9 protein-coding genes are annotated in these 16,962 nt (G+C 59.9%); 1 reads left to right on the forward strand and 8 read right to left on the reverse strand.

Annotated features, from left to right (window positions below; genetic code table 11):
* Positions 1-228: 228 nt before the first annotated feature.
* Positions 229-5,307, forward strand: coding sequence for a right-handed parallel beta-helix repeat-containing protein (locus HY896_06665; GenBank protein ID MBI5576031.1), 5,079 nt, complete (start codon positions 229-231; stop codon positions 5,305-5,307).
* A gap of 100 nt (positions 5,308-5,407) precedes the next feature.
* On the opposite strand, the gene HY896_06670 is transcribed toward HY896_06665, so the two are convergent.
* From HY896_06670 to HY896_06705, 8 genes are all read right to left on the reverse strand, one after another.
* A complete protein-coding gene (locus HY896_06670; protein ID MBI5576032.1) occupies positions 5,408-6,310 on the reverse strand; it encodes an NHL repeat-containing protein in 903 nt (300 codons plus the stop codon).
* A 5-nt stretch (positions 6,311-6,315) separates the two neighbouring features.
* The gene (locus tag HY896_06675; protein ID MBI5576033.1) at positions 6,316-7,587 is read right to left on the reverse strand and encodes a cytochrome c3 family protein; all 1,272 of its coding nucleotides are present in this window, start codon (positions 7,585-7,587) and stop codon (positions 6,316-6,318) included.
* A 13-nt stretch (positions 7,588-7,600) separates the two neighbouring features.
* Positions 7,601-9,580, reverse strand: a complete 1,980-nt coding sequence (locus HY896_06680; GenBank protein ID MBI5576034.1) for a cytochrome C — start codon at positions 9,578-9,580, stop codon at positions 7,601-7,603.
* A 27-nt stretch (positions 9,581-9,607) separates the two neighbouring features.
* On the reverse strand, positions 9,608-11,299 hold the full coding sequence (locus HY896_06685) for a peptidyl-prolyl cis-trans isomerase (GenBank protein MBI5576035.1): 1,692 nt from the start codon (positions 11,297-11,299) through the stop codon (positions 9,608-9,610).
* Positions 11,300-11,425: 126 nt separating this feature from the next.
* Positions 11,426-12,592, reverse strand: coding sequence for a hypothetical protein (locus HY896_06690; GenBank protein ID MBI5576036.1), 1,167 nt, complete (start codon positions 12,590-12,592; stop codon positions 11,426-11,428).
* Entirely contained in the window at positions 12,570-13,136 is a 567-nt protein-coding gene (locus HY896_06695; protein MBI5576037.1) for a DUF799 family lipoprotein, read from the reverse strand. Before HY896_06695 ends, HY896_06690 begins: the two co-directional genes overlap by 23 nt.
* Before the next feature lie 83 nt (positions 13,137-13,219).
* Positions 13,220-15,409 (reverse strand): hypothetical protein, encoded by a 2,190-nt coding sequence (locus HY896_06700; protein ID MBI5576038.1) that lies wholly within the window; start codon positions 15,407-15,409, stop codon positions 13,220-13,222.
* A gap of 4 nt (positions 15,410-15,413) precedes the next feature.
* Positions 15,414-16,850: a hypothetical protein gene (locus HY896_06705; GenBank protein MBI5576039.1), complete on the reverse strand. Its 1,437-nt coding sequence runs from the start codon at positions 16,848-16,850 to the stop codon at positions 15,414-15,416.
* Between the last annotated feature and the right edge of the window lie 112 nt (positions 16,851-16,962).

The raw sequence follows: 16,962 nt of genomic DNA on the forward strand, positions 1-16,962 counted from the left end.
GTATGCAATCGTAATCATTATATTTAAGGCTTGGCATCTATAGATGAAGTCCGTTCAGGCAAAGCGAACGGCCTGATTTGTCAAAGGAAAATAACTTCCCTTCTTTCCCTAAAATATCGGCTCCAGGCGGGACATCGTTCCCGGGTATGCATCTTGCTGTTTCCGCTGGTCCTGAAGTTTTAACTGCCGCGAGTTACTTCGCTTTTTCATTCATGAAGGGGGATGCAGATGGGAACGTTCACCGGATTGGATCATGCCATGTCGAAACGAAAGCGACGGGGGTGGACAGACCCGGTCATGCCCTTGTGCCTCGTACTTCTCTTTCTGTCGGTTGCAACAGCGCACGCACAGACAGGCATCTTCTGCGGGCCGACGGGAAGCGAAGCGATCCGCACCGACAAGTACGAATACCAGCCCGGCGAAGATGTCTACATAACCGGCACGGGCTTCCAGCCGCGCTGCGACGTATACGTCCGTGTGACGCGACCCGACGGGAAGGTCATGAAGGGCGACGGCACAACAACGCCGGGGATGGATATCGCAACAACCGACGATTCGGGAAATTTCGTCTCCGTATATGTCCGCCAGGGCAATTCCATCTCCGGGGAACACGTGGTCGATGTTCTGGACGGCGAAATAAACGTCGTCTCGTACTCCATCTTTTACAATCCCGAGCCTCCTGCGCCTCTCGCATGCCCCTTTACGGTCGATCCTTCGATCCCCGCGGACAACCTGGACGCGAGCACCTTCAAGACGATACAGTCCGCCGTCACCTATCTGCCCAACCCCGGACCCTGCACGATCGAAGTGCTCCCCGGAACGTACGACGAGTTCGTAAACCTCGTAACGAAAAATACCGCCGCGGCCGACGAATCGCAGAGGATCACGCTCGAAGCGCCGTACGGACCCGTCATCGTTGCCCCGAAAGTCCTGAATTCCGTCGGTTTCACATTGACCAATTCGAAATACATAACGATAACCGGCTTCACTGTGAAGGGAAGCAGCGTCCACAGAGGGATTTCGCTTAGCGGCGCAACCGGAAACTCCAACTGGGACATATCCATCGACGGGAATTTCCTGCAGGAAATCGGCACGCCTTCGGCCGCAGGGTCCGCCGGCATCGCGGTAGGATCGGGAAATCCGCGCACCTGGATAACCAACAACCTGATCAGGAACAACGCCAGGGGCGGCATCGACATTTCCAACGGGTCGGGCCCGACGTACATCGTCAACAACACGATTCACGGAAACGGATGGAACGGGATAACGCGGGCTTCCGGATCCGGAACCAATGCCGTGGCATCCATGATCAACAACCTGGTAACCGGCAACGGAGCCGCCGCGGACGTGGCATGGGGCAGGTGGGGGATTTACCAGTCCGGCACCGGCAACGCCGCCCAGGCGACACTCCGGAACAACATGTTTTTCTACAACGGAGCTTACTCGGGAGGTGCGTTGTCCAGCGGCGGAGACATCTCGACCGCAGGGCTGCTCGATTCCACCGATTGGGACAATTACACGACGAACGGGCGCGCTTCCAGTTCATCCAGTCCGGCGACGGGCATCGCGGGGTGCATCTTCACGGACTGCTACCCATCCCACCTCTTCACGGAAATATATTCGGACACGGTGGATTACGTCCCGCTGAAGACCGCTTCCCTGTTATCGCCCGCCGTAGACAAGGGGCTTAACTCTTTCTACGACTCGGGATATGAATGGGTTCCGGCAGTCGATCTTTACGGCGGCCCCCGCGTACTGGACGGAGACGGGAACGGGACGGCCATCGCGGACATGGGTTATTGCGAGGCTCCCGGAACCGATACGGCCCCGCCGGATACGATCATCGACAGCGGGCCTTCGGGGAGCGTAAATACGACATCGGCGACTTTCACTTTCCATGCGACGGAACCCGGCAGCACGTTCCTGTGCAGCCTGGACGGCGGCGCGGAAGCCGCCTGCAACACCCGCTCCGCGAGCTACGGCGGCTTGACGGAAGGCAGCCACACTTTCTCGGTCCGGGCGACCGACGGTTCGGGAAACGCGGACCCGGATCCGGCGATCCGCACATGGACGGTCGATACGACGCCTCCCGACACGATTATCGACACCGCTCCTCCATCGCCGGGAGGAGATACCGCCGCCTTTACGTTCCGCGCGACCGAGAGCGGAAGCACGTTCGAGTGCGGGATCGACGGCGGGCCGTTTACCGCCTGCACCAGCCCGAAATCGTATTCCGGACTGGCGGACGGCGGCCACAACTTCCAGGTGCGCGCAAAGGATCCGGCAGGCAACACCGACGCTTCGCCCGCCGTTTTTACCTGGACGGTGAACAACTTCCCCGATACTTTCATTACGATAAGTCCCCCGGCTATTTCCGGCAGCGGCAGCGCCGCATTCTATTTCACCGGGACCAAGGCGGGATCCAGCTTCGAGTGCAGCCTCGATGCCGCCGTTTTTGCGCCCTGTTCGAGCCCGGCAACCTGGTCCGGCTTGCAGGACGGCAGCCACTCGTTCTCCGTCAGGGCGATCGACGGAGCGGGCAAGATCGATCCGACTCCCGCAGCTTTCTCCTGGACGATCGACACGGTTGCGCCGGACACGATCATCGACAGCGGCCCGGCCGATCCGGCCAACCTGCTGAGCGCGACCTTCACGTTCCGCTCGACCGAAGCCGGCGGCACGTTCGATTGCAGCCTTGACGGGGAAACGTTTTCAGCGTGTTCAAGCCCTAAAAGCTACATCGGTCTCGCTTCGGGGCCCCATACCTTCCAGGCAAGGGCAAAGGACGCGGCGGGCAACGCCGATCCATCGCCCGCCGTATCGAGCTTCAACTGGAGCGTCGACACGTCCACACTGACGGTCGTGACGGACGTGACGAAAACCTACCAACCATATAACCAGGTGATTTACCTGACGGCCGCGATCAGTTCCTCCGCCGGACAGGTGAACGAAGGAAACGTGGTCTTCACGGTTAGGAACGCGTCATCCACCGTGTTGGGGCCGATAACCTCGCCGCCGGTTTCCGGGGGAATCGCCACGACTTATACTATCCTTCCCGCCGGCACGCCTGCGGGCATCTACACTATGGAAGCCAGGTACAGCGGCGGCCCTACATTCAAACCAGGCGTCGGGAACGGCGTACTGATCGTCAACCCGTGGCCCGCCACGATCACGTTGAGCAACCTGACCCGGAACTACGACGGCACGCCGAAGCAGGCAACCGTAACCACGAACCCGCCGGGGATCGCCGTCTCGGTGACATACGACGGCTCCGCATCTCCGCCGATAAACCCCGGCAGCTATGCGGTCGTGGCGTCCCTGGCCGATCCGAACTATGCGGGCCCGAATGCCGGCGGCGTGCTGAACATAATAGGGATGGCCGTTCCGGCGATTTCCTGGAACAACCCGGCGGACATCGTCTACCCGACTCCGTTGAGCAGCCTTCAGATGAACGCTTCCGCCGACGTTCCCGGCGCCTTCACCTATGCGCCGTCCGCCGGAACGGTGCTCGATGCCGGCACGTCGCAGAGTCTGAGGGTCGATTTCGCGCCGGTGGACACCGCGAACTATATCGCCACATTCAAGGTCGTTTCGATCAACGTCCTGAAAGGAAGCCAGGCGATAAACTTCGGTCCTTTGGCGGACAAGGCATTCGGAGCCCCGGACTTCAACGTAACCGCGACCTCTTCATCGAACCTTCCCGTTACATTCGCCGCGAGCGGAAGCTGCACCGTCTCCGGGAACACTGTCGCCATAACGGGGGCGGGCTCATGCACCGTGACCGCATACCAGGCGGGAGACGCCAATTACAACCCCGCGCCTGAGTCGGCACAATTCTTCGACATCGCGAAGGCAACGGCGACGATTTCATTGGCCGGCCTTGCCCAGGTTTACGACGGCTCTCCCAAACCCGTCACCGCCTCCACCGATCCTCCCGGAGCGGGTTTCGTCGATATGACATATGACGGCCTGCCGGCGGCTCCGGCGGAAGCGGGCAGCCATACCTTAGTCGCATCGCTTGCAAGTTCGAATTACGAGGCTCCTGATGTCACCGCCACATTGCTGATTCTGAGGGCGGAGGCCGGCCAGGACCAGACGGCTGCCGAAAACAGCGGTGAGGTATCCATAGGCAGCGCGGCGAGCTTCGGAACGGTGTATGAATGGATCCAGCTTGCAGGGCCGCCCGCGGCGTTGAGCGATCCGGCGATTCCGTCCCCTTCCATTTTCGTTCCGTCGCTTGAAGGAGGCTTCGGATCTCAAGTCGTAACGTTCCGGTTGTCGGTGAGCGGCGGGGGCCTGTCGACATCGGATACGGTCAATATCACCGTCGTAAACGTCAATCACTCCCCCGTGGCCGAAACCGGCGGCGACCAGACCGTGAACGAAGACGCCGTCGTGACGCTCTCGGGAACCCATAGCTACGATCCCGACGGAGATACCGTCTCGTATCGATGGGTACAGACCGGCGGGCCTGCGGTGGCGATCGCCGACGGAGATTCCGAATCCGTATCTTTCATGGCGCCATCGGTTCCCGGCGGCATCGGAGGGCGGGCCGTGTTGGCGTTCCAGCTCACCGTTTCGGACGGCGAGCTCTCCGATACGGAAAACGTCGTCGTAACCGTCGAACAGGTCAACCACGTCCCGACTGCCGACGCGGGCGCGGACATGACCGTCAACGAAGGCAGTGAAGTTACGCTGAACGGCTCAGGCGCCGATCCGGACGGGGATTCCCTGGCCTATCGCTGGACGCAGACCGGCGGACCGGCCGTCGTCTTGACGGATATCCAAAGCGCTTATCCATCCTTCACGGCGCCGCTCACGGGGCCGGGAGGCGCCACGCTGGCGTTCAGTCTCGTCACGAGCGACGGGGCTGCCGAAAGCATCCCGGACACGGTTACGGTCGCGATTCTCAACATCAACGATCCTCCGGTATGCAACCTTGCCCGTGCGAATCCGGAACTTCTCTGGCCGCCGAACCACAAGCTCGTCGAGGTCGGAATCACGGGTGTAAACGATTCCAACAACGATTCCGTGAAAATTACCGTAACAGGCGTCATGCAGGACGAGCCGGTGAACGGCCTCGGGGACGGAGACACGGGTCCGGATGCCGTCTTGCAGGGAGATAAGGCGCTGTTGCGCGCGGAACGGTCGGGAAGCGGGAACGGAAGGGTTTACAGGGTCGACTTCGTGGCGGAGGACAATAACGGAGGATCGTGCACGGGATCGGTCCGCGTGACCGTTCCACAGAACATGGGGCGGGGAAAAACCGCGACCGACGACGGCCAGTCCTATGTATCGACGAACTAAGCGCTCAGGCTATTAACGACTGCAACTCGCAGTGGAGGAGCGAGCCGCCTCGCGGGGTGCCCCTCGCGGGGTACCCCGCGAGGCGTGCATAGCACCTCCCCTACTCGACGATCGTGAACGCCTCGACCCGGTTGTTCCCACGGTCCGCGATGAAGACGTTGCCGATTTCGTTGACGCACATGTGTGCGGGGTAGCGGAGAAAGCCGTCTTTCCATCCCATGCTCAAACGCCGTCCGCGCACTGCGCCGTCTTGCCCGAGGATAAGAATGCCGCCGCCGTTCTGGTCCACCAGGTAGATGTTGCCCCTCCCGTCCGCGGCGATCGAAACCGGGAAATACGCGTCCTCCTTCAGGCTGGCCGATAACGGCAAAACGGCCGCGGAATCTTTCGCCGCCTTGTACACTCTCCCCTGCACGCTGTCTACCAGGAGGATGTTCCCGCCCGAATCGACGGCAAGATCGGAGAAGAAACCGTACTCCTTCGGGAACGGGATCTGGCGCTGCATCTTGCCCGCGGGATCGAGCACCAGTATCCGGGCTGAAAACACGTCGAGAACGAAGAGGTTGTCGTTTTTATCGATCCGGAAGCTCCTCGGCACGACAGCGCCTTGGACATCGCCCGAAACGGCGATGTACCCCTGGAACTCGCCCGAGGGAGAAATGCGGGCGATCCTGCGCACCTTCCCGTCGAGAACGAAGATCTCACCCCTGGAATTCGCCTCCGCCCGGATGGGATTGGGCAATTGGGGCAGAACGATTTCGGCTCCCGGGGTCCAGCTCCCTTCCGACATCGCGTACCGCAGGATCCGGCCGTTCCCGGTATCGGCTACAAGCAGGGATCCGCCCCTGCAGCCGACGCCTTCGGGAAGCTTGATCCCCGCTCCCTTGCCGTCCACGTAAACTGGAGCGTTCATCCTGAATTTGACGGCCTCCGCGGCATGGCCGTCGGCGCCCGCGGCAAGGAGCACCGCCGCGAACAGGGCCGCTTTCGGTATATTCCGCATCCTGGTCACCTCTTGTATTTCTCGTGGCACTGAACGCAAAGATCCATCTTTATGTCGTAATGCACGAACCGCTTGTGCCCGGAGCCGTGGTTGCTGTGGCAGCTCTCGCAATCCATGCCGAGATTCCTGTTCCGCTTGTCGACCACCTTTTCGCCGATGGGATGGCTTGAGTGCTTCTGCCAGTCGTGGCACGCGCCGCACACGTTGATCGTGCTCGCGTTGTCCATAAGGAAAACGGAATTGGATGAGTGCGGCCTGTGGCACTTGGTGCAGTTACCCTCCTGAACGGGCTTGTGCTTTGTGAGGGATTTCTCCTGCTTCTCGATGGTATCGCGGTGGCATTCGCCGCACAGGGCCAGTTGGGGGCCTTTAAGAAGTGCGCTTTCCTTCGAGGCGTGCGGGTTGTGGCAATTCCCGCATGAGTTCCTGTCAAGCACGGGCCAGTGCATCCGGTTCCTGCCGAACGTCTCGTTCATCATGTTGTTGTGGCATCCCCGGCAAAGTTCGTACCCGGCCTTCCTGGTCTTCAGCGCATCGGGGGAAGCCGCATCCTGGTGGCACTGGCTGCACATTTTATTGACGACCGGCTGGTGCCCTTTCCCGAGGAACATCCCCCGGCTGCCGGACCCGTGCGGGTCGTGGCACGATGTGCACCGCGATTTCGCCACGGGATATCCCATATGCTGCTTTCCGAAGGATGGGGTTTCCGTCCTGTGGCATTTGACGCATATGCCCGGGACGTCTTCCTTGAGCAATGCCCGGGCATTAGATGACGCATGGGGGTTATGGCAGTTGAGGCATCCCTTCTCCACGGGACTGTGCTTGAATTTGTTCCCGGCCACCGCCTTCGCGACGCTTTCATGGCAGCCGAAGCACAGCTCGTTGCCCGCCCGCAGAAGGTTGTTCCTGTTCGCGGCCGCATGGGGGTCATGGCATTTTACGCAATTCCCCTCGACCGCCGGCCTGTGGGCGCTCGGCGCCTTGTCCGGAACGATCCCGTCGTGGCAGGAAAAACAGATCTTCTTCACGTCGTCCGCAAGGAGCTTTCCATGGGTGGAAGTGTGCGGATTGTGGCAGTCGGAGCAATCTCCCTTCTTTACCGGCGTGTGGAGAAACGGGAGCTTAAGCTTGTCCTTGAAGGTTTCGTGGCAGGTCACGCAGACTTTACCTTTCGCCCCCGGCTTGAGGCGGAACTTGTCCTGGGAGTGCGACAGGGAGACCGCCCCCAGGGATACGATCGCAAGGAGAACCAGTGCGAATTTGGTTCGAAGCGTCATGTCTTCTCCTCTGTCATCGCTTTTCCGCGATATGGCATTCGTCGCAGGACCGGCCGGCGAAAGGCGCGTGCACATTTTCCTTGAAGAACTTGGGGTCCTTCGAAGCGTGCGGATCGTGGCAACTGCGGCAGTCGATCGCCGCCGGGTCTATATTCAGATGCGCCTTGCCGAAGGACGCATCCTTCACATTGTGGCACTCGCCGCACAGCGCCTGCACGGGCTGCGACAGGAGAGCCGCCTGGCCGGAGTAGTGAGAGGCATGGCACCGCAGGCAGTCGCGTACGGCCGGGGAGTGGCCCTTTTCCTTCTGCATCTTCTCCTTCAGATTCCTGTGGCAGGTAAGGCACAGATCGGGAGATTCCACGAGCAGAAGCTTCGAAAGCTTCGACTTGTGCGGGCTGTGGCATTTTGTGCACTCTCCGCCCGATACCGGCTTATGCCCGCTTTTCCCGGCTTTCAACCCGTCCTTCAGGTCCGAGTGGCACTCGAAGCATACCTTGTCCTGCTTCGCGACGATCATCCCCGCGATGTTCGACGCGTGAGGATCGTGGCAGGTCAGGCATTCCCCGCCCTTGAAGGGGTCGTGGACCGTGCCCCCGGCGACCTCTTTCATCAGGTCTCCGTGGCAGTTCGCACAGAGGGCGGATCCGGCCTTGCGCACCAGTTTCTTTTCCTCCGATCCGTGCGCGAAGTGGCACGCTGTGCAGTTGCCTATCATTACCGGCCGGTGGATGTTTCGCTTGAGGAAGTTCGACTCCGAGTCGGAGTGGCACCCGTAACAGACCTTGTCGGTCCGGTCTTTGAGGATCGCCGGAAGATCCGACCCGTGCGAATCGTGGCAGGATGCGCAATCCCCCTTGGCGAACGGCTCGTGCCGTGTTTTCGCTTTCTCAGCAGTCCTGACCTTCGCATGGCAGGAATAGCAAAGTTCCCCTACCCCTGCGGAAAGAAGTCCCTTGTTCTTCGCTGCGTGGGGCTTATGGCAGGAAAGGCACCCCTTCCCTTTATCGACCGCGGCGTGGGGCCTCGAAACCGTTTTCCCCTTTTCGGCGTGGCATTCCACGCAGAGCCCGTTCCCTTTCCTGGCAAGGAGTTTCGGGTTTACGGAAGAATGGGGATCGTGGCAGGATGTGCACTCGCCCTCCTTGAAGGGATTGTGCAGCACCGTTCCGTCCGCCTTCAGCTTCGCCTCGTCATGGCACTGGTAGCAGAGCTTGCTCCCCTTCTCCGTCGCCGCGAAGGGCTTTTCGGACGTCGGTGACGGATGGCATGCATCACAGCTTTTTTCGACGACGGGGTTGTGGGCGCTCGCTTTCATCAGCTTCGGCCGGGAAGAGGAGTGCGGGTCGTGGCAACCTGTGCAGGAGGCGGACTCCACGGGATAGTTCCCGTGCGCTTTCCTGAATCCCCCCTTTCCCGCGTCGTGGCAGGAAAGGCAAAGAGGCGTCTTCGCCTTCACGAGCAGGTCGTTCTCGCCGGAGCCGTGCGGATTGTGGCAGGCGCGGCACCCCTCCTTTTCGAGCACGGCATGCTTCACATTCTGCGTGTACGCCTCTTTCTTGTGGCACTGGAAGCAGGCTTCCGATCCTTCCGCTTTCAGCAGGTGGCTTCCCTGGGAGGCGTGCGGGTTGTGGCAGGAGGTGCATTTGCCGGTTTTCAACGCCGTGTGGACCTTGGGGCGGTTCAACCCGACCTTTTCCTTCGCGTGGCATGCGTAGCAGATCTCGTTCCCTTCCTTTTTGAGGAGGAGCTTGGGGACGATCCCGTGACGAAGATGGCAGTCCTCGCACTTCCCCTGCTTGACGACGGCGTGGACGTCCTTCATCGAGAGATACTTGTCCGCGAACTTCTTGTGGCAATCGAGACATCCCTTCCGCTCGAACTTCCGTTGCTGCGCCCACGAGGAACCCTGGTGGAAAAGTGCCGCAGCCCCTCCAAGGAGCAGGAAAATTCCAAGGATGGTCAAAATCCTTTTTCGAAAGGCTGTCCTCATACGCACTCCCGGGTCGATGGCGTTGCGCTACCTGGCGAGGGGTTTCACGATCCTGTCGAGCTTGTCGCCGGTGGCATAAATCTTCACTTCCGATGCCTTCCTCAGCTTCTCTTCCCAATCCCGAAGCGTCCGTTGGCGTTTATCGAGGAACAATTTCTGCCGGATGCCGTCTTTAACCGATTCGTATTTCTGCGGCTGCGGGGGAAAAACTTCACGGACGTACAACACGTAAGCGGGTCCTTCCGCTTCCGAATAAATCCGGAAATCCCCGCCGGTCGCCCCCGAGACCGCCTTTCGCGCTCCTTCCGGCAATTCCGTCACGATCATCGTCCCGCCGAATCGAAGCAGGTTTTCCGCCTTGGCCGGATCCACCCTGCCGTCGGCGTTCTCTTTCGTCCAAATGAAATCCGCGCCCTTCCGCAGCTTTTCGACAGCGTCCTCCGCATCCGCCCTCTTGTGAAAGGCGATGCTGTCCATCCGCATCATCTCCGGAGTCGTGTATTCCGCGATATGACCCTTCAGGTACTCCCTGATTTCCGCTTCGTCCACCTTGATTTCCGGGTCGATCGCTTTCCTGACGAACGTCCCGAACACCAGTTCGTTCCTGTAGCCATCGACCCGGGTCTTAAAAAACTCCGCCCGGTCCAGTTTTTTCAGTCTCGCCTCCTTGAGCGCGACCCGCCTTGCGAGGATCTCGTCGAGGACAACAGGTTTCCTTTTGTTTATTTTCTTTTTCTCCGCCGCCTTTTCCGCACCGTGAAAGAATTTCCGCTGAAGCGCCGTCGTAAGGTCGGCCACCGTGACGGGCGCCTCTCCCTTCACCTTCGCCACGACGCGCTTGTCCTCGAGCAGTTTTTCGAACCCCGGCTGAATCGAGTCGTAATCGAGGCCATCGAGGATCTTACCGTTCACCTTCACATATTTTTTCTTGAGCTCTTCCGAGTATTTGCCGAGAACGACGACCCTTTTTGCCTTCAAGGCTTCCATTCCGGCCTTCTCTTTCGCCGCCGGATCGTCAGGGTAACGTACCCCCTCGAACTTGAGCATCGAGTAATGGTTCCCCACCTTTATCAGAGGGCTTATTTCGCCGGCCTTCATGGAAGAAACGGCGGCCGCCACATCGGGAGACAACGATTCGAATTTCATGTACCTGCCTTCCAGGCTCCCTTTCGCCTCTCCGGCGTCGAGCATCCGTTTCGCGGCGGATTCGAAATCCCTTCCGGACTTCACCTCGGCTTCCAGCCGCTTTCCTGTCTCCTCTTTCTCCATGAGCACGGACTTGACCTTGACCTCCTTGACTGTTTCGCGGTAAAGCCTGTCGATTTCCTTCTTGTCCCCCTTCTTCACGTTTTTAACCCGTTCTCCGTACAACATTCCTCTCAACGACTCTTCCTCGTAAGCCTTTACCGCCGCCGTCACCTCCGTCAATGAGTCCAGGCCTATATTCCGCGCTTCCTGCAGGATGAGCTTCGCGTTTATTATCCGTTCCAGTATCGCCGACGGGCTGGAGTGCGCCTTCGCCGAATTGTCGGACACTCCTTCGTGAATGGATGCAAGCACGTTGTAGAATTCATGGAGAGTGACCGGCTCGCCGTTGACCGAGGCAAGGGCTGGTTTTCCGCCGATTTCAGGCAGCTTCGGGTCTGCGGCGCCCCCTTCGATCGCGGCGAATGCCAGGAAACACACCACGATCGTCAACAGGAAACATATTTTTCTCATGTCATTGCCTTCCGTGGGATACCCGGGATTGTCGACTGTGTGCATTTTAACAAAGAATGATTCTCGGTATTGAAATAAATTCTTCGGAAAATAAATATTTCACCCGGATCAGCGACGCTCCGGGCTTCAGAAAGTTTCCGCCGCATTCCCGTCCTCGTCCATCATCCTCTCGACCACGGCGCGCGTCATGCCGGATGCCAGCGCATATGCGGTATTGACTCTCCCCTGGTTGAAGAAGATCACCCGGTCGTCGCCGCGGTTGAAACTTATCGACGACCATACGACCTGCCTTGTTTTCGTGTCGTATATGCGGACCGTAAAGTTAACCTTCGGATTCCCTCCCGGGCCGCTATAATCGTCGTACTCGTAAACGTTACCCGACATGACCAGATCGACACCGAGCATTTCACGCAGCAGGTCCGCCTGGGGGATGGACAGGCCCCCTTCCATGATCGTCCTCGACATGAGCAATGCCTGCCTCACCACACCTGGCTCCGAAACTTCGAAAGATCCATGCTCCGAAAGTCTTCTCACCAAATGCAGGGCCATGATGTCGCCTGCGTTTCTCCGTGTGCTGTCGTTCGCAAGGGGAAGGACGGCGATCGACTTTTTTTCTCCTTCGAATGCACGGTTCCCGAGTCCCCTGAAGATATCCTTCGGCCGATACTTGTCCATCTCCTCTTCATGCTTTTCAAGGGCTAACGCGCCTTGCGGAACGCTTCGCGGATTTTTTCCCGCAAGCCGATCCGCAAGTGAATCGACGACTTCGTCCCTGACCTTGTTCCACAGCGCCCATGGATCATTGATCATGCCGAGAAGAAGGAAGCCCGGAGCATCGTTTCCCGCCATCGCCACGCCTTCCATCCAGAGGACCGCCGGCATCCCTGCGGTGGAAACCAGCCTCGCCGTCAAGGCCATTTTCGGCGGCGCCGCCTCATCGTATTGGTCGAGCGAGACGAAAAGGACGGCTTTCGTCCCTGTCTCGGAAAGGAAATCCTTTCCAAGGGCTTCGGTCAGCCCGCCGGCGTACCGGACCCGGTGCCTCTCCATGAATTTTTCCATCGAATCGTCATCCAGGAGAAGGAAGCCTTTCGACCGCAATCCCTCCTTCAGGGATTTCTCGATCCCCTTGAGCGGAACGGACGTTCCCGACAGGTTTTCCATCGGCATTACCGCAATCCGGAAGTCGCCGGCGGGGGCTCCCGTTTTCACGGGAGAAGCGGCGCAACCCGAAAACGCAAGCAACCCGATGAATATGACGACGGGGTATTTACTTGCCGAAAAGTTTGTCAAGCAGTTCTTCCACCGCCTTCTGCGTCACGAAATTCATCGGTTCTCCGCCCCCGCCGAAAAGGCGGTCCGCCGTCGTCACCCCCCCCTTGGTGGTCGCCGCCGTCCAGACCACCTTTCCCGTCTGCGCTTCCATCATCTGGAGGCTCACCGAGATGACGTTCGCACTTGTCGATCCGGACCTCACTTCGCCGTATTCCGAGACCGTTCCGGTTATCACCACGTCCGCGTTCAGGTTCTTGGCGAACTTGACGATCTCCTCGGCGGTGGGCGTCGCCGGACGCTCCACATTGGCCCGGGAAATTCCGCGCGACACTTCCCCGGGAGGGATGACGTAGAGGCCGCCCGTCGCCTGGAGCATCGTCATGAAGACGTCGCGCACCCTGTCGGCCGCAAGCTGCTCCCTCGTAAGGTTCGTGAACGGCAGGACGGCCACGGCCTGGATGGATCCGAAATCCATGTTCGGATCCCGGAACACGTTATGCGACGTCCCGGCGCACCCCGTCGCGACGAGCAGAAACAGAAAGACCGCCCTCAGGCGCCGCATCGGCTTTTCTTTCATGATCCGGGTCCTCCCCCCATTAATATTACACTGCCCGCCTCAGGCCGGCCCGCATTCATCATGCGGGTTTAGAACCCCACATGGAACGTCCCGCCGTATGACTTCGTTGCGGTGGACAGCGCAGGACCTACGGTCTTCAGGTCCTGGTATGAAATGTCGAGGTACGATCGCGACGAGATGTTCCATCGCAAGCTCGGGATGACGGACCTCTCCCGCGAGTTGTCCTCCGGCCGTACGGTTTCGTTGTAAAAGAAGTTCAGGTGCAATGTCCCGTCCGGGAACGGCGCCCAGTTGGCGGTGTAGTTCCTGATGCGCCTGTCGCTTTTTTCGCCCCCCTCGTCCCGGTGCTCTATCCGGTAGGAACCGAACAAATAAATGGTCCGGACGGGCGTCAACCCCGCATTGGCCTCCCACGACCGGGTGATGTCCTTCCTTTCGCCGATCGTCTCCCCGCCTTTCGTTTTCGCCGAGGAATCGGTGAAGCCCAGGTTGAAGACGGCAACCGGATGCGGAACCAGGGTCGCGCTCGCGTTGACCTGGGTCTGGTCCGTCCTCCTCCCCGTGCCCGAAATCGACCGGCTCGCCCCTCCTCCGAGGTTCGCGTCGATCCCTTCGTACAATCTTGCGCTGTTGTAGAGATACAGGGAATTGGCGGTGCTGTTGCTTCCCGCCGTCGTTTCATCGCTTCCGCTGAAGACCAGGCTGTGCCGCAGCGTATCGTAGGGCACTGCCGCCACCGAGGCGGTGTACAAGTAGGCTACCCTGGTGCCCGCCCTCTCCTTTCCGTCTTCACGCGAAATCCGCGCCCTCCCCGAGAATACCCTCGAGTACTGCTGCTGGTACGCCAGCCCGTTGGAAACCGTGTAGATGGACGGGGACGGCTCCGCCTTTCTCAAAAAATAGGAAAACTCGTGGTAAAGGGAGGGCGAATCGAGGATCCGGGTCCGGATATCCAGGTTGTACAGGTGAGAGGTCGAGACGGTTTTGCCCGTGATTTCGGACGCCGGCCTTCGGACTTCCGCCTGGAGCTCCGTGACCAGGATATCCGGGAACCTGGTGGCGTTCGGTGTCGCAAGCGACAGGGGCGAGACGACAACCTTGATGAACCGCGCCGTGACGTTTAAGAAACGTATCTCGAACCGCTGGAGAAAGGCGTTGAACGTCGCGGGAGAAACGGTCTGGCGCAATACCCAGTCCTGGTTGTTGGAACTGGTATAGATCCTCCAGGAAAACGAGTCGGCGACCTCGGCGGCGTCCTGGCCGCCCGCAACGACCGTCACGAGCATGGTGTTGACTTCCGTATCGGCGCCGAAGTCCAGTCCCATGTTCCTCTGATTCGCATCTTCGCCCGCGGACGGGAGGCCGAGATCGATTCCGGCGCTTGCGACCAGGTCGCCGTTGGTGAGGAGCGTATTCGTTTCGAGCCGGACGTTTTCCGGGGTATTGCTTATGCCGGACAGGCCCGTTGCGAAGAAGATGCGGAACCCCACTTCCCCACCACCGCCGACGGCGGTTCTCACTTCATCGCGAACGAAGCTGTAATCGGAATTCACGGAAACGCGGCGCTGCCACAACCGGTCGGAATACACGATCTTCCCCGTATGGTTTACGTCTTCGACGGTCGTGTCGGTCAGGCGGTCCTCGCGGTCCCCCACGGAAAGCTGGTAGCGCAGGAACAGCGGGGTGACCGGACGGTATTGGGAAGTAACCCCGAACCGGCTGTCGGTCGTGTCCGTGACCCGGCGTTCCTTGTCGAAATTGTCGGTCCGGAAATACTCAAGCTTGACGTCGGGAAACCCGTCCGGCTTCCACTGGAACGCGGAAGACCAGGTTTCCCTCACCGTCGCGAACGGCGCAAGCCCGGAAGTCTTCCGTTTCTCCTCGCTTCGGTTGTATCCCGCGTCGGCGGAATAGAGCGGGGTGCGGAAATTGAGGCCGACGAACGGCCTGATGCGGGTGCTCGTCGAATCGGTCTCCACACCGCCCGATTCGAAAGCCGAATCCTGCTTCTCGAACAAACCTCCCGCAAGAAGTCCCAGGTTGGGATAGATCTTTCTGTCCAGGGTGATGCTGTACTTTTGCGTGAAGGAATCGGCGCTTGTCCTGGCGGACTGGCCCGCGGCATCCACGTTCGTGGTGTCGGTCCTGTTGATGCCGGCCTCGAGGTACCCGCTCAAGCCCTCAGCCGAGCACGTTCCGGCGATGAGACCAGAGACAGCCATCAGCGAAAGGAAAACAAGGAGGGCGCGCGATTCCACAACGCTACTTCTCCCCCATGACCGCCGCCTGGTAAGGGTCTTCGCCGACGTCGATCTCCGCCGCCGTCCCCTTCCCGACAAGCTGCAAAATCCTGAGGCGGCCGCTCTCAGGGAGTACGGAAAGGAGCCTGTTCCCGTCCCCGTCGATCGTCATGTACGACACTTCGCCTGCCCCCTGCAGGAAATCGACGGGAAGGAAGGAAAACGGATCGAAGACGTCTATTTCGCCGGTGAACCGTTTCGCAAGGTACACGAGGTCCGTGCGCTGGTCGACTTTAAGGGCGGCTCCGCCGGCGCCTACGTTGATCCTTCGCACGGTAGACAAGGTAAGCGGATCCACGACGGTCAAAAAGGGGGAATCCCGGTGGAGCACGTAGAGACGGCTTCCTGCCCTGTTGAACTGTCCCCTCACCGGCCCCGACTCGGTGGCGACCGTCGCCGCGACCGCTTCCGCTGCGATGTCGATGACCGATATGCTGTTGGCAATCGCACTGAAGACATACGCCTTTCTTCCGTTGCGGTCGATCAGGATGGACTGCGGCCCCGCTCCGACCTGCAATCTCTTCCTCTCTATCAAGGACGCGCTATCGATAATGCTCACCGTGTTGGAGCCGTTGTTCGCGGAGAGCAGCGTCTTTCCGTCGGGGGTCAGCGCCAGCTCCTGCGGGTTGTCCCCCGCGGTCAGCCGCTGCCGGTCGATGACGGCTGCCTCGAGCAGGTCGACGGCTTCGACCGCGTCCTCCCCCTGGAGCGCGACATATGCCTTTCGGGAAGCCGGATCGACCACGATCCCCGCCGGAGATGCGCCGGTCGGTATGACACCTATTACCTGGCCGGTGTTCTTGTCGAACATCGTTACGGCGTTCTCCCGGCGGCCGGTAACAAGACCGATTGTCCCTATAGGGATTTTCCCGGGGACCGCCCCGGTAAACGAAGGAGCGAAACGGAACCCCTCCCGGACGGACTCCGCGTAAAGAAAACGCAATGCAAGCACCGTCGCTTTCTTCCCGGCCACGGCGAAGGGCATCGGGACCCGGGGTGAATCCTCAACCGGTTTGAGCGCAGTTTCTCCTTCCTCCCCCATGAGAGTCGCGCTCTTTAGCTGTAGAGTGAACCCCTCGTACTGTCCGGGAGGCATATCCCCCGATGCGAGGAGCCTCTCCCTTTTCATTTCCCTGCCGCTTAGATCTTTCACGTGGAGAGTGAGAGGAACCGTTCCTCCTCCCTGGCGCACGGCGGAAATCCCTTCCAGTCGAAAGGAGAGCCTGCCGGCGTCCTGGGGAAAGGTCTGGAGATATATGTACAGCGCCCCAGAATCGCCCAGTGGCGGTTTCACCAGTGACGGTCTGGGCTGGCAGGAGGAAAAGACCAGGGAAAGGGCGACCAGGGCCGCCGGGAGAGCCGCGAATCCATTCCGCCGCCCGGATCCGTTCTCCGTCATGATCGTCTTCCCTTTCCTCGTACGGGTAATTCGAATGCCGATGCGATGCTCCAGGCCATTCTATCGAATCAAGAAAAAGGGAAGGGGGCCTTTTTGCATGCTGGCCCCCTTC

The organism is Deltaproteobacteria bacterium, from assembly GCA_016218975.1.
Classification (GTDB): domain Bacteria; phylum Desulfobacterota; class Deferrimicrobia; order Deferrimicrobiales; family Deferrimicrobiaceae; genus JAENIX01.